The following is a 24,539-nucleotide window of genomic DNA, read 5'->3' as shown; positions in this document are numbered from 1 at the left end:
AGATTGTTTGTATTTGAATCAACTATTAAAACAAGATATTCCTTTAAAGGATGCTTTAACACTGATTGAAGAAAAAAGAAATGAAAAAGCTATTGAGTATTTGAAGAGGCAATTAGAAGAAGGGGAAGCTTTAGAGGTGGCTTTTCATCAAGTTTGTCCCAAAAAATTATGGGTTCATTTAGAGGGATTTTTATCGCTTTTGTCTTTTTCAAAATCTTTACAATTAGCTATTTGTTTGACGCAAATGGAACAACAAAAGAAAAAAGCAATGGAAAAGAAATTAACTTATCCTTTCTTGCTGGTTCTTTTAGTCAGTATCGGTAGTTTTGCGTTTTCTTACTTCATTCTTCCCACAATGACAAGGGTCATTGATTCATTTGCGATTGAACATCAGTCTTTAAAAGAGGTGGAAAGAAGTTTAAGGCTTTCTTGGATCATGATGGGATTTTTATCATTTGGATTGATCGGTTTAGTGACTTTTTTGAAAATAAAGAAAGTGCAGATTGTTTTGTATCGTGTGTTGAGTAAGGTATATCCAAGAAGTTATTTTGTCCAGAAAGGTTCAATAGAATTTGTGGAATATTATTTAGAATGTTTAAAACTTCAACAATCCAGTCAAGAAAGTTTTCGGCTATTAAGTCACATTCAGGAAAAACCTATGGTTCGTTATATAGCTGGTGAATTTAACCGTTTATTGTGTCTTGGTATTTCTTTTCAAGCTATTTATTCTCATCGGATTGTGGAGCCTAATTTACAGCGTTTCTTTCAACTTTCTTATTTTTTTAAAGATACTATTCTTTTACTAGAGAGATATTTGGTCATTGCAAGTGATAAACAAAATCAACGCTTAAAGCGTTTTTCAATGATTTTACAGTGTTTTGCTTATGGACAGATTGCCTATTTATTGGTGCTCATGTATCAAGTGATTCTTTATCCGATGCGGTTTCTTCAGCAATTTTGAAAGGAGGAAAGAGAATGGAAAAGAAAGTTCGTGGATTTACATTATTGGAAATGGTCATTGTGATTTTAATTATTTCAGTTTTATTTTTATTGGTGGTTCCGAATATTCAAAAAACCTTAACGATTGTCAATCATAAAGGATGCCAAGCGCTAGAAAAAATAGGAGATTCAGCTATCTTACAGTACAAATTGGCTCATGATCGTTTGCCCAATTCAGTGAATGAATTGGTTTCGGAAGGACTTTTAAGTGAATCGCAATTAACTTGTGATGGATCAAAACATCTCATTATTCAAAATGGTCAAGCAAAGATACGTTGAGGCATTTAGCTTCATGGAATTGTTGGTTATTTTATTGGTATTATCTATTTTATTTGTGTGGACCCCTATGCCTTTATTTCGTGGTTTTGTATCTAAACAAGGGTGGTCTTTGAATTACTTATTGACTCAAAGTACAGCGATGGCCAATAAAAGAACTGAAGAGTATGAAGGAATCTTCTTTTATGCAAATGGGTATGTTGATCATGGTCAAAGCAAATGGATAGAATCCTTGAAACAAAAGGTGGTGATTCGAATTGCACAAGGGCGATTACGGTGGGAGTAAATCTGGATTTTTTCTAATGGAAGCTCTAATTTGTGTGTTTATTTTTATGATGTTAGTCAGCTTAGGGTATCAGGTGTTATTTTATCTTCAAAAAGATGCAGGACTAGAGAACTATCAAAAATGGATTCAAAGAGGTTTTGAAAAGGAGAAGAGTTCATCATGCGAAGTCAAAGAGGAAGTCTCATCATCGATGTCTTATTGTCCATTCTCGTTTTAGTGAGCTTAGTATCGGTGATTCCTTCTTTCTTAAGAACACAGAAAAGAAGGGAAACATATTCTCTTTGGCAAGATGAAATTGCTTTGGCCCAATTAAGAAGAGAGTTGATGCTGGCAAAAGATCTTTCCCTTGAAAATCATCAACTTCATTATCGTCTTGGTCAACAGGAAAAGGTTTTATTATTGGTCAATGAAAAGTTAATTTTACAACCGGGGACACAAATTTTTTTAGAAAAAATCCAGTTTGTTTCTTTTGAAGAATTCGAAAAAAAGATTTATTTGGTCTATCGTTCCAATTATGGGGAAAGAAAGGTGGGAATCTATGTGCCATAAGAAGGGATTCATATCCATCTATTTTTTGGCATTGTTTTTGTTTTATGGGTATTATCTTGGTGAACAATTAGATTTTAAGAAAAAGGAAATGATGATTCAAGAAAATCTAAAGAAAGATTTTGCGTTTTATTTAGAAGAAAGAAAAATCATTCGACAAGTTGAGTGTGATCTGAAAAAAGGAAGTGTTAAAGAAAATAAAATCATTAAAGAAATTTATTATCCTCAAAAAAAGAAGATGGAAATTAAAGTGGATTTGGTGAATAAGGAAGTCATTGAATATCATTTTCAAGTTGATAAGTCCTTTTGAATTGGGTAGAATAACATAGAAAAGGTGGTAAGAAGAATGATAATAGTTAATGATTTAAAACCGAATATGTCTATTTCTTATGAGGGCAATTTGTATACAGTCATCAATGTTGATCACAATAAAACAGCCATGCGTCAAATGATTGTTAAAGTGAAGGTTCGGAATATGCGGACCGGTGTTATTAATGAGCTTTCTTTTACGGGAGGCGACAAGATTGAACAAGCTGAAATTGAAAAAAAGAATATGCAATATTTGTATGACGATGGCAGTCATTTGATTTTTATGGATAATGATACTTATGATCAAATAGAAATTCCTAAAGAACGATTGACTTGGGAAATGCAGTTTATGAAAGAAAATGATTCTGTTATTGTAACAACTTATGGTAGTGAAATTTTGGGGGTTTCTTTGCCGGATAAAGTGACTTTGCAGATAACTGAATGCGAGCAAGCGGTGAAAGGAGATACAGCTACTTCGGCTACGAAGAATGCGGTTGTTGAAACAGGGCTTAGTATTAGGGTTCCTTTATTTATTCAAAATGGAGAAATGATTGTCGTCAGTACATCGGATGGTAAATATTGTGGACGTGCGTAAAGAATTCAGAGAATGAATTCTTTTTTCTTGCATGTTGGTCGAATTTTTCTATAATTAAAGTGTAACTCAGGGCAGGGTGAAATTCCCTACCGGCGGTATACCCCGCGAGCCTATGGCATGATTCGGTGTGATTCCGAAGGCGACAGTAGAGTCTGGATGAAAGAGTCTTTTATTATCTTTCCTGAGGTTACTTAGAACCTCTTTTTTTGTAAGAGGGAAGGAGAAACCTATGTCAGAAAATGTTCAAACAGTAGAAAGAAAAGTTTCTACCATCAAACGTGTGGCGCTGATGGCGATTATGGGAGCCTTGGCTTTTGTTTTAATGTCTATTGAATTTCCATTACCATTCATTGCACCGCCTTTCTATAAATTTGATTTAAGTGAAGTGGCTGTTTTGATTGGCGGATTTAGTTTGGGCCCCTTTGCGGCCGTTTGTATAGAAGCTTTAAAGATTGTTTTACATCTTCTTTTCAAAGGAACGGTAACCGCTTTTGTAGGAGAATTGGCGAATTTTTTAATTGGTCTTTCTTTTGTTTTGCCAGCTATGTTCATTTATAAAAAACAGAAAACAAAAAAGAATGCTTTCATTGGATTGGGTGTAGGAACTATAGTCATGGCGACCACAGGAGTAATTGCGAATTATTTCTTATTATTACCTGCGTATGCATATTTCTTTCATACGAGTATTTCTTCAATTGTAAAGGCCGGGCAAGCCATTATTCCACTCATCCAAGATTCTTTGGGATTTGTGCTTTTATCAGTACTTCCTTTTAATTTAATCAAAGGAATCATCGTTTCTATTTGCACTTTATTATTGTATAAATCAATCAGTCCGCTATTACATCGTTAATTAGAGCCGAAAGGCTCTTTTCTTTATGGTATAATTTTGACGATTGGAGAGTTAATATGTCAGAATTTTCCCGTACAAAAAAATACAAAGAATTAAGAAGTAGTATGCAAGAACAAGAATCACTTCTGGATACCCCGATTCAAAGTGAAGAATTATCACGGTTGGCTCGTCGTTTAAATCGTATCGATCAAAGTAATTTTAAAGTGCCTAGTGAAAAAAATACAGAGATCAAAAAAGCGAATCATGCCAAAGAGATGGTTGCAACACCGCGTCAACCAAGTCGGATTGAACAGTCAGATTTATCTCCGTTAGAAGCTTTGAGTCATGTTGAAGCTTCTCCTTTAGATAATGAATATATCAATCAATATCTTAAGGAAGCTAAACGCTATAATGTTGAACATGGTCAGGCGGCCAGCGAAGAGACTTCTTTGGATATTTTGACTTCTTTAAAGAAAGAAGAGAAGTTAGTGACACGTCCTTTTCCAAAGCAACAGCGGCACTATGAACCATTAGAAGATAGCAGTACGACTGATATCCCTTTTCAAAAAGTAAATTCATCTAGTGAATCGACTCAAAATTTAACAAAGGCTGATATCATGAAAGAAGTACAGGATATCATGGCTGGAAGAGTGGCTTCTTCAACCGAGGATTCACAATATTCAATGGAAATCCCGGAGATGAATCGACAAGAAGAACAATCTACGCATCAACAACTTTTAAATGAGACAACTTCCATGCGAGCTCAATTAGAAAATTATGGAGATGATGTGGCTTCTTTGAATACGAAAGTGAGAAGAACTAACCGTATTTTAAATATTGTATTAGTTATTTTAATTGTGGCTTTGGTGATTATATTGACTTTTGTATTTATGAGTATTTTTGGAGGCAAGCATTAATGGAACGATATAATATTGCGATTGATGGGCCTAGTGCTGCGGGCAAAAGCACCATTTCTAAACAACTTGCAAAAAATTTGGGTATGACGCATTTAGATACAGGAGCTATGTACCGTTGTTTGGCTTTAAAAGCCATTCGGCAAGGTATTTCACAGCAAAATGAAAAGGATTTAGTAAAATGTTTGAATGAAACAGAGATTCGCTTGGAGAGTGATCGGGTCTTTTTAGATGGTGAAGAGGTGACTAAAATCATTCGTGAACCTGAAGTTTCTATTGGGGCTTCAAATATTTCTAAGTGGGCGAAGGTGCGTCAAGAAATGGTGGCTCGACAACAGTTTTTGGCGAAAGAAAAGGGTTTTATCATGGATGGTCGTGATATTGGTACGGTAGTGTTGCCGGATGCTAAACTGAAGATCTTCTTAGTGGCCAGTGTCAAGGCAAGAGCGAAACGACGTTTTTTAGAAGAGCAACAAAAGAATTCTTCTATCACATTGGAAGAAGTCGTGAAGGCTATGGAAGAAAGGGATCGACAGGATGAAACAAGAAGTGCCTCTCCTTTGAAGCAAGCTAGGGATGCGGTGCGTATTGATTGTTCGGATATGACTATTGAAGAAGTGGTCGAGAAAGTTTGTTCGTATCTCTAGAAAGGAGTCGAGTATGAAAGAAATGGTGGTAGCCATTGTCGGTCGACCAAATGTAGGAAAGAGTACGATTTTTAATCGTTTGGTTGGTGAAAGGATGTCTATTGTAGAAGATATACCGGGTGTTACGCGAGATCGCTTGTATGGTAGTGCAGAGTGGGCAGGAAATTCTTTTCGGGTGATTGATACAGGCGGCATTCAATTAGCCAATCAGCCATTCCAAACAGAGATCCGAGCGCAAGTGGATATTGCAATGGAAGAAGCAGATGTCATCCTGATGGTTTGTGATGGACAAATGGGGGTGATGGAGGACGATCGTTTTATTGCCGGTTTATTGCAGAAAAATAAAAAACCGGTTGTTTTAGCGGTGAATCGAATTGATGATCAAAGTCGTATGGTCAATATTTATGAATTTTATGAGCTTGGCCTAGGAGATCCGATGGCCTGTTCGGGAATTCATGGAGTCGGTGTAGGAGATGTTTTAGATCGTTGTTTTGAATTGATGCCAAAAAGAATGGATATTCCTGAGACAAAAGGGGTTAAGATGGCTGTGATTGGAGAACCGAATGTTGGAAAATCCTCTTTGGTCAATGCCATTTTAAATGAGGAAAGAGCTATTGTTTCCAATATTCAAGGAACAACCAGAGATGCTATTGACACACCATTTACACATGAAGGTAAGCCATACATTATTGTGGATACAGCAGGTATTCGTAAGCGTGGAAAAATATATGAATCCATTGAAAAATATTCGGTTTTAAGAGCCATGAGAGCCATTGAACGCTGTGATGTGGTTTTGTTTGTGATGGATGGAGAAGCTGGTATTCGTGAACAGGATAAGCATGTGGCCGGCTACGCTGTTGAGATGAATAAACCAATTATTATTGTGGTGAATAAATGGGACATTGTTGAAAAAGATGATAGAACGATGAATGAGTTTACCCAAAAGGTAAGGGATCATTTTTTATACTTAAGTTATGCTCCGATTGTATTTGTGTCAGCCAAAACACATCAAAGGGTGAATCGAATTTTACCAATAGTCGATATGATTTTGGAAAATGCTAAAAGAAGAATTCCAACGAATGTTTTAAATGAGGTGGTGGGAGATGCTCAAATCACGACTCCATCCCCCACTCATAATGGAAAAAGATTTCGCATTTATTACGCCACACAAGTTGGTATTCAGCCACCAACCTTTATGTTGTCTTGTAACGATCCTAAATTATTGCATTTTAGCTATGAACGTTTTTTAGAAAATACATTAAGAAATGCGTTCCCATTGGAAGGGACGCCAATTCGTATCATTGCTCGAAAGAAGGTGTCAGAATGAAAATTTCCATTCTTGGAACAGGATCTTGGGGATCCGGATTAGCACAGGTGTTGGCGGATAACGGCCATGAGGTTCAAATGTGGGGTAAAGAAATTACAGAAGTAGAGGATATTCAAAATAATCATCATAATTCTAAGTTTTTTACTGCGGCATTAAACCCTAGCATTAAAGCCAGTACAGATATTCAAGTGGTAAAAGGTAGCCAAATTGTTTTGATGGCGGTACCTTCTATTGCTCTAGAATCCGTGGCTAAACAAGTTAGCCCTTATTTAGAAGAGGGTGTGATTATTGTTAATGTGGCGAAAGGGTTCCATCCTATAAGCCATGAACGTTTGTCTGTTGTTCTTCAAAAAGCTTTTCAAAACAAGCAAGCAAGAATTGTCAGCTTGATAGGACCAAGCCATGCTGAAGAAGTGGTCCTTCGTTTGTTGACATCAATTAATGCAGTAAGTGAAGATGAAGAAGCCTCAAGAATTGTTCAAGAAGTTTTTTCAAATCATTACTTCCGAGTATATCGAAATTATGATTTGATTGGAGCCGAGATTGGCGTGGCTTTAAAAAATGTGATGGCCATTGCTTCAGGAATCCTAGATGGTTTAGGACAAGGAGACAATGCTAGAGCGGCTCTAATGACACGCGGATTAGCGGAAATCAGTCGTTATGGAATCTATTTTGGTAGTAAACCGGAAACATTTTTAGGTTTAGATGGTGTTGGAGATTTGATCGTGACTTGTACCTCTCGACATTCTCGTAACTTTATGGCAGGTTATGAAATTGGTCGGGAGGATAGTGCAAAGAAATTTTTAGAAAATAATCAAAAAACAGTAGAGGGTATGTATGCTTGTAAGATTGTTTATCTAGAAGCAAAAAAACATCACATTGATATGCCTATCACAAATGAAGTGTATGCGGTTTTGTATGAAGGAAAAAAGCCAAGTCAAGCTATGATAGATTTGATGGCTAGAGAGTTAAAAGAGGAGTAATGAAGGGAACTGAAGTTCCTTTTTTATTTGGTTGAAGAAAAATAACCTCATGCGGAAGTATTTATTTCATGACTGTTTTTATGTTAGAATGAATCGACATGAAAAAAATAGTTCAATTATTTGTAAAGATAGGTTTATTTTTCTTAGGATTAGTGGTGGTTGTTTATGTAATAGGACTTCCATTTGGTAGTTTAGAAAAATATGGATACCATTATCAATATGTACAACCAAAATTATCGACATATCAACAAGAAAAGCCGTTTTCAAAAGAAGTTCTTTTTGTAGGGGATAGTTTGGCTTGGACAGGATTTAATCCAAAGGGATATGAAAAAGAATTCGGAATTAAAAACTATAATTTATCAACAACCGGCCAAATGACCTTGGATAGCTATGTTATGATTCGTGAAGCATTAAAAACGCAAAAGCCGAAAATCATCGTTTTAGAGGCACACGCTCTGTTTAATGCTACCAATAAATATAATCGTTTTGATTTAATGAACCTTTTTCCAATTATGAATTATCATGCGATGTATCGGTTTGATTTAAAGGGGAAAGAAGATCCTCATTTGGGGTATTATCCGGATAAAACGATAGAAGCGTATCGAAAGAGAATGGATTATATGAAACAAAAGAAAATTCCTTTTAACCCTTTAAATCCATATAATATTACGTATTTAAATCGTTTTAATTTAAAGTACTTGGATAAGATTAAAAAGCTATGCCATGATTCTGGTGTGAAGTTAGTGTTGGTCAGTGTTCCAAGTCCTGTGAATTGGAATCAAAAGAGACATGATGAAGTTGAAAAGTGGGCAAATCAAAATGGCATTCGCTATATCGATTATAATTTGAAATTAAAACAGGTGAAGATTGATTTTGAGAAAGATTATCGTGATGGTGGTGATCATTTAAATGACTTTGGTGAAGAAAAAATCAGAAAAGCGTTAGGCTCCTACTTGGTTAAAGAATTAGAAAGAGGTCAACAACAATGAGTTATACTCGTATTTTATACATTGCCGGTTTTCTTCCTTTAGCCGTTCTTTTCTATCACATCGTGCCAAAACGTTTTCGAAAATATGCTCTTTTATTAATCAATATGGCCTTTTATTTTAACTGGTCACGGAAATTAGTGGTTATTTACTTAGCTTCGTCTATTTTTGTCTATATGTCTTGTTGGTTATTAGATAAGATAGAATTGAAAGAAAAAGATAAATGTATCAAGAAAAGGAAAAAGAATGTAGTTACCTTTTTTAGTATCGTCTTTTTATTAGTGGTATTATTCAAACTGAAATACTGGAATTTTTTCATTGAAATTTTTAATTCTTTCTTTTCTTCTAATTTACAAGTAAAAAGGTTAATTTTACCGCTAGGAATTAGTTATTATTCCTTGCAATTGATCTCTTTGATAGTGGATGTGAAAACAAATAAGATAAAAAATCCGAGTTTAGTGGATGTTTTAGTATATACGAGCTTTTTTCCAACCATTGTTTTGGGACCTATCACACGTTTTAAAGAGGTGGTTCCTCAAATTAGGAAAGCAGACGGGGCTAGCTTCAATGATTTGAAAGAGGGATTTATCCGTATTTTTTGGGGGCTATTGAAAAAATCAGTCATTGCGGATGGAATCGCTCCGGTGGTGGCTCTTATTTTTAAATCTTATACACATATCGGTTCCATTTCATTATTGGGAATTGGGTTGTGTACTTTACAAATTTATATGGATTTTTCCGGTTCAGTAGATATGGCAATTGGTTCGGCTAAATTATTGGGAATTACATTACCGGAAAACTTTAATCAACCATTTTTTGCGAAAGATGCCTCGGAGTTTTGGCGCCGTTGGCATATGACATTGGGTCATTTTTTCCGTGATTACATCTTTTATCCGATTTCTTTAGCAAAGCCGGTTCAGAAAATGAGTAAATGGACAAAAAAGCACATCAATAAGTCAGTGGCTCGCTTAGTTGGTCCGATCATTGCTTTATTCTTTGTTTGGTTGGCAAATGGACTTTGGCATGGTCCGCAATCGACCTATATTTTATATGGGTTGTACTATTTTATCTTTATTTTATTGGATTTATTGCTGGAAAAACCAATGCAGTCTTTTTATCAAAAAACAGGAGTCTCTTCTGATTCATTTGGTGTTAAGACTCTTCGCTTTATCAAATTGATTATAATTGTTTGTCTTGGGGAAGCGTTATTTTTATCACCGAATTTAAGTGCTTTTGGGATGATGGTCAAAAGTATTTTCTCTAATTTTAGAGGACAAGAATTATCAGCTTTCTTATCGATCGTTTCTATTACTAAGGCAGAGTGGTTGGTGGTCGGGATTGGTTTTGTTTTAGTGAGTCTTTTCAATATCGCAAAAGAAAAAGGTTGGGATTGGAAACAAAGCTTCTTTAGTTCTCATGGATCTATTCAGGTTTTAGTGATGTATGGTTTAGTTGTCGCGTATATTTTATTTGCGACTTATGGGCCAGGATTTGATCATGTGGCGATGATGTATGCGGGGTTTTAAATGATGAAAACGGTAATTGATATTTTAGAAAACACAGTAAAGCGGGTTCCTAATAATATTTTTTTGATGGAAAAAAACAGCCAAATAACGTATTCTGAGTTTTGGCGTTTGACACAAAAGAAGGCTTCATTTTTAAAAGATAGAAGTCAAATGTATCGGCCAGTTGCTTTATTGATGGATAAGTCCATTGAGCTGGTTTCTTGGATGATGGCGTGTGCTTATTGTGGTGCGTGCTATTGTGTTTTAGATACTAGACAAAGTGAAGAGCGGTTATCAAAAATGTTAGAACAGCTTCAGCCAAGTTGCTTGATTGTGAAACAAGGATATGAAAAACTAGTTTCTTCTTTTGAGTATTTACTGGAAGAAGATATTCTTTTATCAACAGAGGAAGTAGAGCTAAAAACTCATTGTTATTCCAATGCACCGTTATATATCAATTTTACTTCCGGCAGTACAGGTCAACCAAAAGGAGTAGCGGTTAGTCATCGATCAGTTCTTGATTTTATCCCTACCTTTTGTAAGACGTTTCAATTTCAGGAAGACGATGTTTTTGCGAATCAAGCTCCGCTGGATTTTGATGTTTCAGTGAAGGATTTGTATTCGGCTATGTACTTAGGGGCTTCGGTGATTTTGATTCCACGAGAATTTTTCTCCAATCCGACAGATTTGATGGATTTGTTGGTAGAAAAAGAAGCAACAGTATTAGTTTGGGCGGTTTCCGCTTTGTGTTTTGTGTCAATCATGAACGGCTTATCGTATCGTTTGCCGGATAGAATTCATTCTATCTTATTCTCTGGTGAGGTTATGCCGGTGAAACATCTAAGAAAGTGGATGAAGTTTTTACCACAAGTTCGGTATGTGAATTTATATGGCCCTACTGAGATTACTTGCAATTGCACCTATGAAATCATTGATCAAAAAGGAGATTTGGATCATATCAGTATTGGAAAAGCCTTTGATAACGAATGGGTATTCTTGCTGGATGAAAATGATCAATTAGTAAAAGAACCCAATCGCATAGGTGAGATTTGCGTGAGCGGAGATTGCTTAGCGCTTGGCTATTGGAATCTTCCGGAAAAAACAGCGACTTCTTTTCCGCTGAATCCTTTTGTAAAAGAAGTGGAAATAAGGATGTATCGAACGGGTGATCAAGCTTATTATGACGAAACAGGGAAGCTTTTTTTCCAAGGTCGTAAAGATTTTCAAATCAAGCATTTAGGACACCGAATTGAGCTGGGTGAGATTGAAATTGTCATGCAAGAGCATTTGGCTTGTGAAAGAGCTTGCGTATTATATGATGCTAAACGAAGTAAGATAGAAGCTCATTTTGAAGGAACGTTAACGAAAGAAGAAATGGCTGATTTTTTAAAGAAAAAGTTACCAAGCTACATGATTCCCAATCATATTCATTTTTGGCCTCATTTACCAATGACTAAAAATGGTAAAATTGATCGGCAAGCTTTGAAAGGAGATTTTGTATGAAAACACCGTATTATGTGATGGATGAAAATGTACTTTTAAAGCGTATTTGTGATATTAAAAAGATTGCAGATGGGAAATGGGGGTTATGTTATTCTATTAAAGCTAATCCGTTCCTGGTGGAATCATTGTTTGAAACGGTTGACCAGTTGGAAGTTTGCTCTCCTGGTGAAATGAAAATTTGTATAGATCGAAAAGTGCCGGCTTTTAAAATATTGATGTCCGGTGTGAATAAAACGGTGGAGGATATTCAAGAAGCTTTTGATTATGGGGTTCGTTTATTTAGCTTTGAAAGTATCGTTCATTTTGAACGTCTCCAAGAGGTTTTAAAAAATAGTCATGAAAAAGTGAAAGCTTATATTCGTTTAACGTCCGGCAATCAATTTGGGATGAGCGTAGAAGATACAGAATATCTTTTTGAGCATCCGGATCCACAAATTGAAATCATCGGTATTCACTATTTTGCAGGAACTCAACGTAAAAAGAGTCAACATCAGATTAGTGAATTAGAGCAGTTGGACGCTCAATTAAAGTTGTGGGAAAAAAAGTATCGTCTTTCGTTAGCCTTGGAGTATGGACCGGGATTACCGGTTCCATTATTTGTGGGTGATGATTTTTCAGAGGATTTAGCTCCTTTGAAAGCGATTCAAGATAGTCTATCCTCTTTAAAAAGAGAAGTCATGGTGGAGATGGGTCGTTTTATGGTATATAACTGTGGATCTTATTATAGTCAAGTGCAAGATATCAAAAAATTAAACGACAGCTATGTGGCTATTTTAGATGGTGGCATTCATCATTTAAATTACTATGGTCAAATGATGGGAATGAAAGTTCCTCTTCTAGAAAGTCCACAGAATGAAGAAATGGCAGACTATTGTTTGGCGGGTTCTCTTTGTACAACGGCAGATGTTTTGGTTCGTAAAGTGACTTTGCCAAAATTAAAGATTGGAGATGTACTTGTATTTCATAATTGTGGAGCTTATGGTGTAACAGAAGGGATTGGATTATTCTTATCCAGAAAATTGCCTTCCGTCTATAAATTGAGTGGCAATAAGTTGGAATTATTGCGAGATCAAGAAGAAACGTATATTTTAAACACAAGGAGATAAAAATGGAAGAATTGATTAATTTATTAAAAGAAGAAGTGCGTGATGATGTGGATTATGAAACAGAAGAATTTTTGATTGATCATCAAGTGTTTGATTCTTTTGATATTCTTCAAACCATCAGTGCTTTGAATGATCATTATGATATTTCAATTCCGGCAACGGAAATTGTGAATGAAAACTTCAATTCTGCTAAGGCTTTATTGGCTTTGGTGAATCGATTAAAGAGTGAATAATCTTAGAAACATGATTCTAGAGAGATCATGTTTTTTATGTCCCAAATTTTTATTATAATAAATCTATGATTGGAACAGATATCTTCAAGATCAATCGAATCTCTTTAAAAGAATCTTTGGCGTCCTCTATTTTAACGGGGGATGAATGGGAAGAGTACCGTTGTTTACGGAATGATGAACAAAAAAAGGTCTATTTAGCAACGCATTTTTGTGCTAAAGAAGCTATTTTTAAGGCAACGCAGGATCAGCAATATCTATCGTATGAAATTTTACATAAGGAAAATGGCTCTCCTTATGTCAAAAATCATCCTGAAATTGAAATTTCAATCTCTCATGATGGTGAATATGTGGTGAGTTTTGTTTATATACAAGAAAAGTGAATAAAAAGGAACTAGTGATGAACGTTCTTAACATCTGTTCATCACGATGTTCCTTTATTTCTTTTCTAGAGATTGATCCTTCTTTTTGGTATCTTCCGGATCATAGTAACCGGCAGTTGTACATATTTTTTCAGACTTAGAACCGTTTCTCACCATCCATCCACAGGCTTTCACAGTTCCCTTGAAATAGGCGGGAAGACCTTGCCAAGTATTTCGCTTGGATTGGACGGTAGTCACGTATTGATCATTTTGATAAAGATCCATATAGAACTGCGTATTTCTCAAAGAAGGTAACCAGCCATTATGAGCGATACATTTTCCGGATTTTGAAATATGATTAAAACGATCATGGAGAGAGATATCCCTTGATCCACTGCAAACATTTTGGGCTCCCCAATTGGCATAAATCAAACCGTTGGAGATAGACGCGTGGAAGAAGGCTAAATGATTGCGATCTTTTTGGTAATCACCAGCATAGACGGTTGGAACGTTTTCCAATCCTTTTTTAGACACCATGGAAGTGATAGGGTTATGATTGTTTTGAGAGTCAATTCCAATATGAGGATAGGTTCCTTTCGAATATCTCACATTGACAACATCATCTGGTTTTTGAACACCTTTTAATTGAACTCCCGGAATTTGTTCTTCCACATCTAGCATTAAGTTATTGATGCGACCAGGAATGTTTAATAGTCTCTTCCATTGATGAAGATAAGTTCCTTCTCCTTTTTTTGCAAAATCGTAGCCCATCCAAACGGCATTAGTGTAATTGGAGGTGGAAGCAATCATCCAACTGTCTTTAGCAGCTCCTTCTGGAATGCCGTATTGCAAACCGGACGTTCCCCAGTCGGTGGTACCGGTCTTAGCATAAACAGGATAAGGACGTCGTAGAACTTGCATATAGTTGTAAACACCGGACGTCACATTATGAGCCATCAAGACATCTGTTAAATAAGCCGAACCACTAGAAATGACTTGTTTGTTTTGATTTGGTGGAAGGTATTCTTTTCGGTTATAAATGATTTTACGAATGGAATGCGGCTGATTATATTTACCGAGATTAACCATGGCCGCATGAGCTCCCGCCACTTCCGTGACAGTTGTTGTAAATAAATTACCACCAATCGCAATGGAAGGGTGAAAATTGCCATAGCGAGCTTTCTTGAAACCAAGACTTCGCAGATAATCGATATATTTATCGGAACCAATTTTAGCGGTCACCGCTTCAAAAGATCGGATAGCCGGGATATTTAAGGAATGAGCTAAGGCGGTTTTAATATCCACATCCCCACGATAGTAATTGTCATCGTCAGCGTTATGTAGAACACGGGATTCAGAAGGGAAGGTCATTGGTTGATCTAAGAGAACTTCATCGGTGGAATAGCCTAGATGTTCAAAAGCAGGGGCATAATCGATGATTGGTTTGATGGAAGAACCCGGTTGCTTGTAGTTAGAAATGGCTCGATTCAATAAACGAGCACCACCACCATAATTTCGACCACCACCAATACCTGCAATTTCACCATTTTTGTTGTTAATGGCCACTAAAGAAACCTGAATGTTTTTATCTGGAAATCGAAAGTATTTCTCATTTTGAATTTTTTCAATGCGTTCTTGAATTTTAGGAACTAATGTTGTATGAATCTCCATGCCATAAGAAACAGGATCTTTTCCGGTTAATTCTTGTGCCTCATTCAAGGCTACATCCACAAAAGAACTATATTGTGTACTTTCAGTTTTTAAATGTTGACTGCCTTTTAAAAGATTTTCAAGTTTAATATTTTTCGCTAATTGATTTTCACGGGCTGTAATATAGCCATGGTATTCCATCAAATCTAAAACTTCATTACGACGAGATGTTGCATAATCTAAATAACGATAAGGATTATATCGATTCGGTAAATTGATGATACCGGCTAATAGTGCAGCTTCCGATAGGGATAAGTTTTTCGCATCTTTTGCGAAGTAGTATTGAGAGGCTTTTTGTACCCCACGAATACGATCACCAAAGTTTAATTTGTTTAAATATAGCTCAAAGATTTTTTCTTTTGATAGTTTCTTTTCTAAATTCATGGCTAAGACGATTTGTTGGGCTTTATAAGATAGAGTGGCTGTTCTTTCTTTATCTTCCGTAGAAAAGTACGTATTTTTTACCAGCTGCATGGTGAAGGTGGATCCCCCTTGCATATTATGATGAAGCAATGTTTCTATAACAGACTTGGTAAAGCGAGGTGTGTCAAAACCGTTATGGGCAAAGAAACGAGAGTCTTCAACAGATAAAAAAGCATCTACCAAAACCTGAGGCATATCTTTATAAGAGATGTTTTGCCGATAGTAGTTACCAACTTCTGTAATGAGTTTATGATTCGCATCATAAATTTTAGTAGAATCGGAAGAGCGGAAGTCATCGACGTTTAATGAGGGCATTCCTTTTAACAATTGGCTTCCTTTAACAAGTGCAAAGCCACCAACCAAAGCGTATAAAATTAAAACGCCAATGAGAACACAATTGGCATAGTATAAGATCGGTTTTTTGATGTTTGGTTTATTCATAAGACGCCCCTCCATATGTGTTTAAATCGTAGAAATGATTCAAATAAATGTTACTAAAAATAAGACATAAAGTAAAATGAAAAGAAAGTCTTTTTTCGTTTATAATAAGAATATGTTTAGTCATTTGCTTGTGACATCCGAATATAGTTTTTACCAGTCAACTATACGCTTAGAAGACTATGTCCGATACGCTAAAAAGCTTGGATATCAGAGTCTTGTTCTTAGTGATCATAATGTTTTGTCAGGACATGATCGATTTTCAAAACTTTGTGCTAAAGAGGGAATTCAAGCCATTTTCGGAATGGAAATGGATGTTCAGATAGAAAATTCGACAGTTCCTTTTTTAATCTTGGCAAAAGATAATCAAGGTTATCAAGAATTGATTCGGTATTCCTATCAAATCAGTCAAACAGGATCTGTCTCTTATGATCAATTAAAAAATCATTCCGGTCATATTCATATCATCGTGTATGGAGAAGGAGGGTTATTTGATGAGGCGTTGTTAAAGGGGCAAAGAGAGATCTTAGAAATACAACTGACCCAGTTTCAGGAAGACTTACGTTTTTTTGATGTGGCTATTTCGTATAATGAAAATCAAAAATTTAGGGAATGTAATGTTCTTTTAAAGCAAGTTTGCCGATCTAAAAATATTCCTACCGTCGCTATTTCTAAAGTAAAATACTTAACATCCTCTGAAGCAAAAGATTTTCATGTTTTGGAGTTATTGGGAAAAAAGAAAACCATTCATGATCCCGGTGTGCCCGTTTTAGTTGGTCGCTATTTCTATTCGGATGAAGAGATTCATCAATATTATGATGATGAAGAACAAGAAAGAGCCTCCAGTTTAGCTGGAGAATGTCATGTGAATTTAACTTTATTTCAAACTCAATTGCCAAAGCCGTTTTTTCTAAAAGATAAAGATGAAAAGACTTATTTAAAACAATTGGTTTTCTTAGGGCTTCAAAAACGCCTTCAGACCAAAGAGATTCCTAAAGCCTATTTAACACGGATTCAAATGGAATTTAACATCGTCTGTGAAAAACGGTTTGAACGTTATTTTTTGATAGTGTATGAAGCCATTCGTTATGCTCGTAAACAAAACTTACTAATAGGACCAGGCAGAGGATCGGCGGTGGGATCATTGATGGCTTATGCGATGGGGATCAGTCAGATTGATCCTTTGAAATATGGTTTATTATTTGAACGGTTTTTAAATCCGAATCGAACAAAGATGCCGGATATAGATATAGATATTGCCAGCCAAGATCGACCTCTATTACTCAATTATTTACAAAAGATTTACGGATATGAACATGTGGCTTTAATTTCAACCTTTCATTCCTTAGCGAGTGTAGAAGTCATTCAAGCGCTTTGCCAGTGTTATACTCTTAAGGAAAGGGAAGCCAGATCGTTAAGTTTGGCTGTCAAAAAAGCAAGAGCTAAATATAAGGTAGACAATTTAAGGGTGTTGCAAGAACGGGATATCGCCTTACAAAATGCTGTGAAACAGTCGAAAGCTTGCCAAGAGGTTTTTGCGATGGCTCAGAAATTAGAGGGTTTATACACATCAGATTCCATTCATCCGGCCGGTATTGTACTTAGTGAAAAGAGTTTATTGGATGTTGTACCGGTTATGGAAAGCAATGGATTTTTAAAGATTCAGTGGGATAAAGATACGTTAGAAACACATGGTTTGATTAAGATGGATTTTTTGTCTCTGTCCAACTTGGATTTTTTGAAAGAACTGTTACATCAAACCAACTTAAAGATAGATACTCCTCACTTAGATTTAGAGGATCAGGATAGTTATGCTTTATTAAATCGTGGATTGACAGCTGGTTTATTCCAGCTGGATGCTCCTTTTTTGCGACAACAATTGCCACGGTTAAAACCAAATTCCTTTATGGAATTGGTTAATGTTTTAGGGATTGCTCGTCCGCAAGCGGTTCAACACATTCCTCAATACGTTGAAAATAAGAGATCAGAGTATCCGAAGTCGATTCAAGAGCTTGTGAAGAATACTCATGGTGTTTTTATCTTTCAAGAACAGGTCATGCGATTATTGGTAGAGGTGACAGGAATGAACTTTGCCCAAGCAGAGACCATTCGAAAAAACGGTTGTAAAGAACCTGAGTTGATTAAAGGATTGGAAGAAAAGTTCACAGCGATTCATCCGAATTTATGGCGTGTGATTCAAGAATTTATAAGCGGTTTTGGCTTTAATTTATCACATGGGGTGGCTTATGGATTATTGGCGTATCAAATGTTGTATATCAAAGCTCATGATCCATTAACCTTTTATAGTGTCTTGTTGAATCAATCTTTGAAATCGAATTCGTTGATGGCTACGATTTTAAAAGAAATGCGTCTTCAAAAAATTCCTTTTTATTCTTTTGACTTACGTTGTCAAGAAGCGTATTGTCGAATGGATAAGGAAGGCATTCAACTGGGGCTCATGGCAATTCCTTCTTTACGTTATGAAACAATTGAAGCGATTCAAAAAGATTTTAAAGAAAACGGTCCTTATGAAAATTATTTTCAATGTGTCGCCAGATTATCTTTATTGGGAATCCATTCAGAACAAGTACTTGAATGTATCAAAGTAGGGGCTTTGGACTTTTTTGGATATAGTCGGAGTGCACTGATTCATCAATTAGAGGATGCTTTTCGCTATGCTTCTTTATGTGTTGTCCATCAACAAGGAAAGAAATATTTGAATTTCGAGTTGGTTTCCAGCCCTGTTTTGCAAGATGAAAAAGAAAGTTTGAATATGAAACGACAATATGAGCAATCTGTTCTTTCATATAGTCTTCAATTAGATCCTTCGGCTTTAGTGCGTCAAAAAAACCACTGGTGCTTACCATTTTTAAAAACTTGGTCTTATCAACCTGATCAGATAGGGTTAGCAACGGTCACACAAATCAAAGAACACCAGGATAAAAATGGGCATTATATGGCCTTTGTTCGAATCGAAGACGAAAGTGGACAGTTAGAAGTGTTGATATTTAGTCAACTATATGAAACCTTGAAAGGAAAATTACAAGTTGGTCAAGTGATTCGAATGAAAGGAAGGATCACCAATCGACAATCAATCGAGTTAGTGAAATTGGAGAGAGTAGGATGAGGTTAGGAAAGGGAACAACGGTTATATGAGTACCAAGATCAGCATTAAAAGAGATTACTTGAATGGAACTCGATATAGCCTTGCACAAGGTAAGGATTGGTATCATTTTAATGGTGATACGGAATTATTGGGTCGTTTTTTGGAAGTCTATGATGGAGAAACGGTATTGGATATTGGTTGTAACCAAGGGGCTTTATTATATTACGCAAAAGAGAAGGCCGATATTATAGGAATTGGAGTAGATGTGTTTTCTGAAGTGTTAGAAAGTGCTAAGGAAAATGCTATCTACAATCGAGTAAACTTCCAATTTGTTTGTTCCAGAATTCAAGAATACAAAGCGGAATTGGTGGATGTTATTGTGTGTAATCCTCCATATTTTTCTGGCGATATTAAAAATAATAATCTTTATTTGGATACAGCCAGACGGGAAAAATATTTGCCTTTGAGAGATTTAATGGAAGCTGTTCATCGTCTTTTGAAAGGGAATGGTCGGTTTTATATCGTGCAAAAAGCGGAAAAGATAGGTAGTATGATAGAAGAAGCTCATGAACAGGGATTATCTTGTGTGCGCATGGGTTTAGCGTATGCTCATGTCCATTCCAAGGCTAAGACGGTTTTGATGGAATTCAAGTGGGGACAAAGAAAAGATTGTTTGGTAGAAAAAGCGATTTATTTAGATCAAAGATAGAAAGGAAAAGAAAGATGAATCAATATTGGATTTGGGGTTGTTTGATTGTGTTTATCGGTATCTTTTTCTATGCTTTGGTAGGGCTATGGAAATCTCGCTTTCAACTTTCAATTTCTTTTGTTCCGGAAGTAGCGAAAGGAGAGGTTTTAAAATCCTCTTCTTTAGATCGTTTGCAAAAAGAATTGTCGATTCGCTGGCCTTTACAAAAAGTTTATATGGACTATAAAAAAGGAATTTATGGCTGTCTTTGGACGTATCGACCAAGTCAATTTCAAAAAGAATCAATGGTGTTCATTATTCATCAAGAGAGCTTATTTCCTGTTTTTGAAAAATTAGATCAGTATTTCCAAGAGAATATACCGACCGCTAAAAAAATAATGGTTCTTTTGACAGAAGGAAATCCTGGTCAAGCCTTGCTGGAATTTGGTATTCAAAAGACCACTATTGTTCAAACTGAATTAGAATTTCCTTTCACGAAAGGAATTTCTTATCAGCAAGAGGGAGTTTGGGATGTTTATTTGGATCGAACCATTGACTTGGATGTTTTTCAATCTTATTTCTTGGATTGTCATTTGCAAGTGATTGAAGATGGGGTTCGCCTTTGTTTTCCTAGGTTTGAGGTGTATCAAAAAGGGAAAAGAATGTTGAAAAAATTGGTGGAACAAGAAGGGATTTTGACACTAACTGTATTGGAAAGAAATGGCTTTATAGAAAAAGAAAAAGGGATTGTTAGCTTGTTTCAATATAGCTTACCAAAGCAATCTGACTTTATCGGTATTGGCTATCGCCACAATGGAGATGGTTATGCGTATATGGATTTAATGAATGAATTATTAAAAAAAGGTAGTGTATAGCTGCCTTTTTAAAAAATCAGTAAAAATTGGAAATTATATATACATGTATATGTATTAAATATTTGTTATGTTACAATAGAAACCAGTTAAGGGAAATTTCCCTAAAAAGATTGGAGATAATGAAATGGGATTATTTGGTTTATTTGGTGGAAGTAAAAGTAAAGTGGAAGTAGACAATTCCAGAAATGATGGCAATAAAAAGCGGATGCGAGAATTATTTGATAGCCATGTAGAAGATGGATCAAGCTATCAGATTGTTTATGCGTATTCAGAAGATATACAAAGAGCTAGTTTGGTAGTTATTCGAACATTTTCATGTAAATTTAGAAGTTTTGTGATTGGGTATAGAGAAAGTGACTTGAGTTTGGTTTTTCTGGAAGTAAGTCCAGATTTAAGTCAAGCTGGTGAACCGTATACATACAAACCTCAAGATGTTAAGAGAGTGAATTTTATTAAGATGACGGGGGCGTATTATTTGCAGTATGGAAACTCGTTTAAAAAGGAGTTCTTTAATTTCTTTGTTCCTAAATATGTGGATGAAATATTGAATAACGATTGGTATGACGAAGAAACCTTTGCGTATGTGGATCAAAGAGATGAACATAGTAGTTGGGTTGAATTCTGGAATCATTTTTGTAGCGGAAGGTAGGATATCGTATGAGCAGCATGGTGCCGAATTATGTTGTATTAGTTGTATCGGCTGCTTTTCTGGCTTATACGTTGATCAATGTAATAGTCAGGAAAGCTAAACTACATAATCCGCTTGTTTATGGAATTTCCGTTGCGATAGCGGTTTTGTTAATAGGAATGTGTCTGTATGGTATTTTGTTCAATATTCCGTTAGGACAAGTACAAGCGATGATAGAATCAAAGTGGAAGTAGATTGTTACAACCATTGATGAGGCCGTCAGAGTAGAGAAAAGTAGACTAGGCTTATGTGAATCTAGAGTTGCATAAGCCTTTATTATTTTGGCTGATAGAAAGAATGTTGAGGTAGAAAGTGGTCATGAAAATATATCAATTTAGAGCAGGCACTCCAAAAGATGATCGAGTGATGGGACTAAGTTATCCTGCTGCCTTCATGGTTCCGGTAGCCATGATTTTAATCGTTTTTGAGTTTGTTTTTCCGCATAAGAATATAACAGGCATGGCAAGCTCTAATATTTATCTGGAGTTGATTATTTTGGTTCCTGCTTTTGTGATAGGGGCACCGGTCGCCATTTGGATTAAAAAGAAATGTGGTCATGATTTTAAAGTTCAACTTGAAAATAAACAAATAAGTGTGTGGATGGATGGTGAATTTCAATATAAAGATAATTTAGAGGATATTTCGATCCAAGAAAACTCGAAACAATTGAAATTGACCATTTATGGATCAAAAGAGAAAACAACTTTTATAGGAAGAGATATCAGCAATATCTTTGGATTTTGTCGAGAACGGGATTTATCAATATTGAAAGAACTGGCACAAGATCTACATGGATTGGTAAAATAAGACATATTTAATATTTTTGATGTTTTTCGTTTCGGATTGAATAGTGTTCTTAAAGATAATAGAGGAGATCGGATGAAATTGATCATTGAACAATTGTTAAAAAGTTTTGGAAATAAAAAAGTTTTAAAGAATATCAGTTTTACCTTTGAAGAAGGCAAAATTTACGGCTTACTGGGAAGAAATGGAGCCGGTAAAACAACTTTATTCAATTGTTTGAATCAGGATATGAAGGTGGATAGTGGAAAATTCTATTTGGAAATAGATGGGGTTTGTCAAGACTTGACGGCGGATCGCATGGGGTATGTTTTATCCACGCCAGCTGTCCCGGAATTTTTAACCGGTAGGGAGTTTTTAAAGTTTTTTATTGACATCAATGAAAAGTCAATGACCCATCTTAAAAGTATCGATGCGTATTTTGATGATATAGGCATTGAGATGGAAGATAGGGATAAATTGTTAAAGGACTACTCACACGGTATGAAAAATAAAATGCAAATGTTAATTAACATGATGACTGAACCGGATGTTTTATTACTGGATGAACCCTTGACTTCATTGGATGTTGTTGCAGCAGAAAGTATGAAACAATCGTTACGTTCTTTAAAGAAAAATCGAATCATTATCTTTTCAACGCATATTATGGATCTGGCCCTTGATCTTTGTGATGAAATCATATTACTTCATCATGGTCTATTGGAAGTGGTTGAGAAAATAAACTTAGATAGTCAAGAGTTCAAGGATAAAATCATTAGAGCATTGAGTGAGGAAGACCATGAATAAGACACTTAGGATTTCTTTTTCTTTGAAAAACACCTATCGTGTCAATGGTATTTTATTTTTTCTTAAGCAAATTCCTTTTTTGAAAAAAATACTTCCGGAAATGGTGTACCAAGTAAAAGGATTTAAAATTTTCGCGAATCTGTTATCTGTTTTATGGGAAATTGTTTCCACTTTTTTATGGAAATTCCTTTATTTTCTAATCATGGTTGGTGGTATGGGATTTCTTTATAATAAGGGATTACCTAAAAGTATGACTTTTTTACATATCTTGCTTTTTTTAACGATGATTGGCAGCTTGATGAATACACGTCTTTTTAATCCGACAAAGGATAAATACTATGCCATGATTCTTATGAGAATGGACGCAAAGGAATATACATTGGTTAATTATTTTTATGCTCTTTTAAAGATTGTAATTGGTTTTTTGCCTTTTACGATTTTCTTTGGGATAGGAAAAGGAATACCTTTATGGTTGTGTTTGCTTTTACCGTTTTGTATAGCGGGTATGAAACTTTCAGTGACGGCCTTGATTTTATCTGAATATGAGAAAAAAGGGTATGATTATAATGAAAATAAGTTCTTTAAAAACGCGATGATTGGCGCTACTTTGTTAGTGGCTTTTGCATATGGGCTACCGATGATGGGCGTCGCTTTGCCGGAGGTTATTTCTATCTGGCTGTTTTTGATTTGTCTTCCTTTAGGAATGATCGGTTTGATAAAAGTATTCACCTTTCAAGACTATCGTGCTGTTAATCAGGAATTATTATCAAAAATGGTCACACAAATGGATTCTAAAGCGATGGCAAAGTTGATTAAGAAGGAAAATGAGAAGAAAATATCGGCAGACACTTCCATTCATAGTCATCGTATAGGCTTTGAATATTTAAATGAATTGTTTATTAAAAGACACAAAAAGATACTTTGGAATTCCACTAAAAAGGTTTCGTATGGTTGTATCCTTTTCATCTTTGCTATTTTGATGGTTATTTTTCTTCGTCCTGATTTAAAACCAACTATGTATCGTGTTATTATGACGAATTTTTCTTCTTTGGTGCTTGTTATGTATTCTATCAATCGTGGTGCTCGTTTTACACAAGTGTTATTTATGAATTGTGATCATAGTTTATTGACGTATTCTTTTTATAAACAGCCCAAATTGGTGTTACGACTATTCCAGATTCGTTTACGGGAAATCATGAAAATCAATGCGGTTCCTGCTTTGATTATTGGAATTGGATTATCATTGATTCTTTATGTTATCAAGGGGAAAAGTGATTTCTTGAATGATGCTATAATGATCGTTTCAATTCTTTGTATAAGCTTATTTTTTTCCATTCATTATCTGACTATTTATTATTTACTCCAGCCATACAATGCTGAAACAGAATTAAAAAGCGGAATTTATCAACTGGTCATGTTACTAACTTACTTAGTGTCTTTCCATGTGAGAGTTTTCCGTCTATCATTTTTAATGTTTGGATTGATGACGATTGTATTTTGTGTCCTTTATAGTATGATGGCCAGTTTTTTGGTGTATCGTTTCGCTCCAAAGACATTTAAAATTAGAAAATAAAAAATAGCTGGCAAGTCTATGGATGTAAAAAGATTTAAGGTATAATGT

At 35.5% G+C, this 24,539-nt stretch carries 26 protein-coding genes and 1 riboswitch; of the genes, 25 read left to right on the top strand and 1 reads right to left on the bottom strand.

What is annotated here, in order from left to right; all coding sequences use genetic code 11:
* The first annotated feature begins 13 nt into the window (after positions 1-13).
* From HMPREF9013_RS06520 to HMPREF9013_RS06440, 17 genes are all read left to right on the top strand, one after another.
* On the top strand, positions 14-961 hold the full coding sequence (locus HMPREF9013_RS06520; RefSeq protein ID WP_156780657.1) for a type II secretion system F family protein: 948 nt from the start codon (positions 14-16) through the stop codon (positions 959-961).
* Between the two features lie 14 nt (positions 962-975).
* Entirely contained in the window at positions 976-1,278 is a 303-nt protein-coding gene (gene comGC / locus HMPREF9013_RS06515; RefSeq protein WP_006627591.1) for a competence type IV pilus major pilin ComGC, read from the top strand.
* The gene (locus HMPREF9013_RS06510; protein ID WP_198002142.1) at positions 1,256-1,561 is read left to right on the top strand and encodes a hypothetical protein; all 306 of its coding nucleotides are present in this window, start codon (positions 1,256-1,258) and stop codon (positions 1,559-1,561) included. The genes comGC and HMPREF9013_RS06510 overlap by 23 nt, the downstream gene beginning before the upstream one ends.
* Positions 1,562-1,720: 159 nt before the next feature.
* Positions 1,721-2,110: a hypothetical protein gene (locus HMPREF9013_RS06505; protein WP_006627590.1), complete on the top strand. Its 390-nt coding sequence runs from the start codon at positions 1,721-1,723 to the stop codon at positions 2,108-2,110.
* Positions 2,100-2,417: a hypothetical protein gene (locus HMPREF9013_RS06500; protein ID WP_006627589.1), complete on the top strand. Its 318-nt coding sequence runs from the start codon at positions 2,100-2,102 to the stop codon at positions 2,415-2,417. Before HMPREF9013_RS06505 ends, HMPREF9013_RS06500 begins: the two co-directional genes overlap by 11 nt.
* A 36-nt stretch (positions 2,418-2,453) precedes the next feature.
* Positions 2,454-3,011 carry an elongation factor P gene (gene efp / locus HMPREF9013_RS06495; RefSeq protein ID WP_006627588.1) on the top strand — a complete coding sequence of 186 codons (558 nt, stop codon included), beginning with the start codon at positions 2,454-2,456 and terminating at the stop codon, positions 3,009-3,011.
* Between the two features lie 58 nt (positions 3,012-3,069).
* A riboswitch (FMN riboswitch) is annotated at positions 3,070-3,183 on the top strand.
* A 57-nt stretch (positions 3,184-3,240) separates the two neighbouring features.
* The gene (locus HMPREF9013_RS06490) at positions 3,241-3,861 is read left to right on the top strand and encodes an ECF transporter S component (RefSeq protein ID WP_006627587.1); all 621 of its coding nucleotides are present in this window, start codon (positions 3,241-3,243) and stop codon (positions 3,859-3,861) included.
* Between the two features lie 56 nt (positions 3,862-3,917).
* The gene (locus tag HMPREF9013_RS06485; protein WP_006627586.1) at positions 3,918-4,757 is read left to right on the top strand and encodes a hypothetical protein; all 840 of its coding nucleotides are present in this window, start codon (positions 3,918-3,920) and stop codon (positions 4,755-4,757) included.
* Entirely contained in the window at positions 4,757-5,401 is a 645-nt protein-coding gene (gene cmk, locus HMPREF9013_RS06480) for a (d)CMP kinase (RefSeq protein WP_006627585.1), read from the top strand. Before HMPREF9013_RS06485 ends, cmk begins: the two co-directional genes overlap by 1 nt.
* 13 nt (positions 5,402-5,414) lie before the next feature.
* Positions 5,415-6,728, top strand: coding sequence for a ribosome biogenesis GTPase Der (gene der, locus HMPREF9013_RS06475; protein WP_006627584.1), 1,314 nt, complete (start codon positions 5,415-5,417; stop codon positions 6,726-6,728).
* Positions 6,725-7,711, top strand: coding sequence for an NAD(P)H-dependent glycerol-3-phosphate dehydrogenase (locus tag HMPREF9013_RS06470; RefSeq protein ID WP_006627583.1), 987 nt, complete (start codon positions 6,725-6,727; stop codon positions 7,709-7,711). Before der ends, HMPREF9013_RS06470 begins: the two co-directional genes overlap by 4 nt.
* A gap of 98 nt (positions 7,712-7,809) precedes the next feature.
* A complete protein-coding gene (locus HMPREF9013_RS06465; protein ID WP_006627582.1) occupies positions 7,810-8,700 on the top strand; it encodes a hypothetical protein in 891 nt (296 codons plus the stop codon).
* A complete protein-coding gene (locus tag HMPREF9013_RS06460; RefSeq protein WP_006627581.1) occupies positions 8,697-10,223 on the top strand; it encodes an MBOAT family O-acyltransferase in 1,527 nt (508 codons plus the stop codon). The genes HMPREF9013_RS06465 and HMPREF9013_RS06460 overlap by 4 nt, the downstream gene beginning before the upstream one ends.
* A gap of 3 nt (positions 10,224-10,226) precedes the next feature.
* Entirely contained in the window at positions 10,227-11,705 is a 1,479-nt protein-coding gene (locus tag HMPREF9013_RS06455) for an amino acid adenylation domain-containing protein (RefSeq protein WP_040333748.1), read from the top strand.
* Complete coding sequence (locus HMPREF9013_RS06450; RefSeq protein WP_006627579.1) at positions 11,702-12,811, top strand: diaminopimelate decarboxylase family protein; 1,110 nt, start codon at positions 11,702-11,704, stop codon at positions 12,809-12,811. The genes HMPREF9013_RS06455 and HMPREF9013_RS06450 overlap by 4 nt, the downstream gene beginning before the upstream one ends.
* Before the next feature lie 2 nt (positions 12,812-12,813).
* Positions 12,814-13,044 carry a phosphopantetheine-binding protein gene (locus tag HMPREF9013_RS06445; protein ID WP_006627578.1) on the top strand — a complete coding sequence of 77 codons (231 nt, stop codon included), beginning with the start codon at positions 12,814-12,816 and terminating at the stop codon, positions 13,042-13,044.
* A gap of 65 nt (positions 13,045-13,109) precedes the next feature.
* Positions 13,110-13,424, top strand: coding sequence for a holo-ACP synthase (locus HMPREF9013_RS06440; RefSeq protein WP_006627577.1), 315 nt, complete (start codon positions 13,110-13,112; stop codon positions 13,422-13,424).
* Between the two features lie 54 nt (positions 13,425-13,478).
* Here the strand turns inward: HMPREF9013_RS06440 and HMPREF9013_RS06435 are convergent, their stop codons facing one another.
* Positions 13,479-15,977, bottom strand: coding sequence for a transglycosylase domain-containing protein (locus HMPREF9013_RS06435; protein ID WP_006627576.1), 2,499 nt, complete (start codon positions 15,975-15,977; stop codon positions 13,479-13,481).
* Positions 15,978-16,089: 112 nt separating this feature from the next.
* On the opposite strand from HMPREF9013_RS06435, the gene dnaE reads away from it, so the two are divergent.
* The 8 genes from dnaE (at position 16,090) to HMPREF9013_RS06395 (ending at position 24,491) form a co-directional block, all read left to right on the top strand.
* Complete coding sequence (gene dnaE / locus HMPREF9013_RS06430; RefSeq protein ID WP_198002141.1) at positions 16,090-19,101, top strand: DNA polymerase III subunit alpha; 3,012 nt, start codon at positions 16,090-16,092, stop codon at positions 19,099-19,101.
* A 25-nt stretch (positions 19,102-19,126) separates the two neighbouring features.
* Positions 19,127-19,789, top strand: a complete 663-nt coding sequence (locus tag HMPREF9013_RS06425; RefSeq protein ID WP_050772096.1) for a tRNA1(Val) (adenine(37)-N6)-methyltransferase — start codon at positions 19,127-19,129, stop codon at positions 19,787-19,789.
* 14 nt (positions 19,790-19,803) lie between these two features.
* Complete coding sequence (locus HMPREF9013_RS06420) at positions 19,804-20,643, top strand: hypothetical protein (RefSeq protein WP_006627573.1); 840 nt, start codon at positions 19,804-19,806, stop codon at positions 20,641-20,643.
* A gap of 124 nt (positions 20,644-20,767) precedes the next feature.
* Positions 20,768-21,292 carry a hypothetical protein gene (locus HMPREF9013_RS06415; RefSeq protein ID WP_006627572.1) on the top strand — a complete coding sequence of 175 codons (525 nt, stop codon included), beginning with the start codon at positions 20,768-20,770 and terminating at the stop codon, positions 21,290-21,292.
* 8 nt (positions 21,293-21,300) lie between these two features.
* On the top strand, positions 21,301-21,525 hold the full coding sequence (locus HMPREF9013_RS06410) for a hypothetical protein (protein WP_040333731.1): 225 nt from the start codon (positions 21,301-21,303) through the stop codon (positions 21,523-21,525).
* A gap of 124 nt (positions 21,526-21,649) precedes the next feature.
* Positions 21,650-22,138 carry a hypothetical protein gene (locus HMPREF9013_RS06405; protein WP_006627570.1) on the top strand — a complete coding sequence of 163 codons (489 nt, stop codon included), beginning with the start codon at positions 21,650-21,652 and terminating at the stop codon, positions 22,136-22,138.
* 72 nt (positions 22,139-22,210) lie between these two features.
* Complete coding sequence (locus tag HMPREF9013_RS06400; RefSeq protein ID WP_006627569.1) at positions 22,211-22,918, top strand: ABC transporter ATP-binding protein; 708 nt, start codon at positions 22,211-22,213, stop codon at positions 22,916-22,918.
* Positions 22,911-24,491, top strand: coding sequence for a hypothetical protein (locus tag HMPREF9013_RS06395; RefSeq protein WP_006627568.1), 1,581 nt, complete (start codon positions 22,911-22,913; stop codon positions 24,489-24,491). The genes HMPREF9013_RS06400 and HMPREF9013_RS06395 overlap by 8 nt, the downstream gene beginning before the upstream one ends.
* Positions 24,492-24,539 lie beyond the last annotated feature (48 nt).

It is taken from the genome of Bulleidia extructa W1219 (assembly GCF_000177375.1).
In the GTDB taxonomy this organism is placed as follows: Bacteria; Bacillota_I; Bacilli_A; order Erysipelotrichales; family Erysipelotrichaceae; genus Bulleidia; species Bulleidia extructa.
The sequence above is the reverse complement of the archived record's forward strand: the minus strand, read 5'-3'. Positions and strand labels throughout refer to the sequence as shown.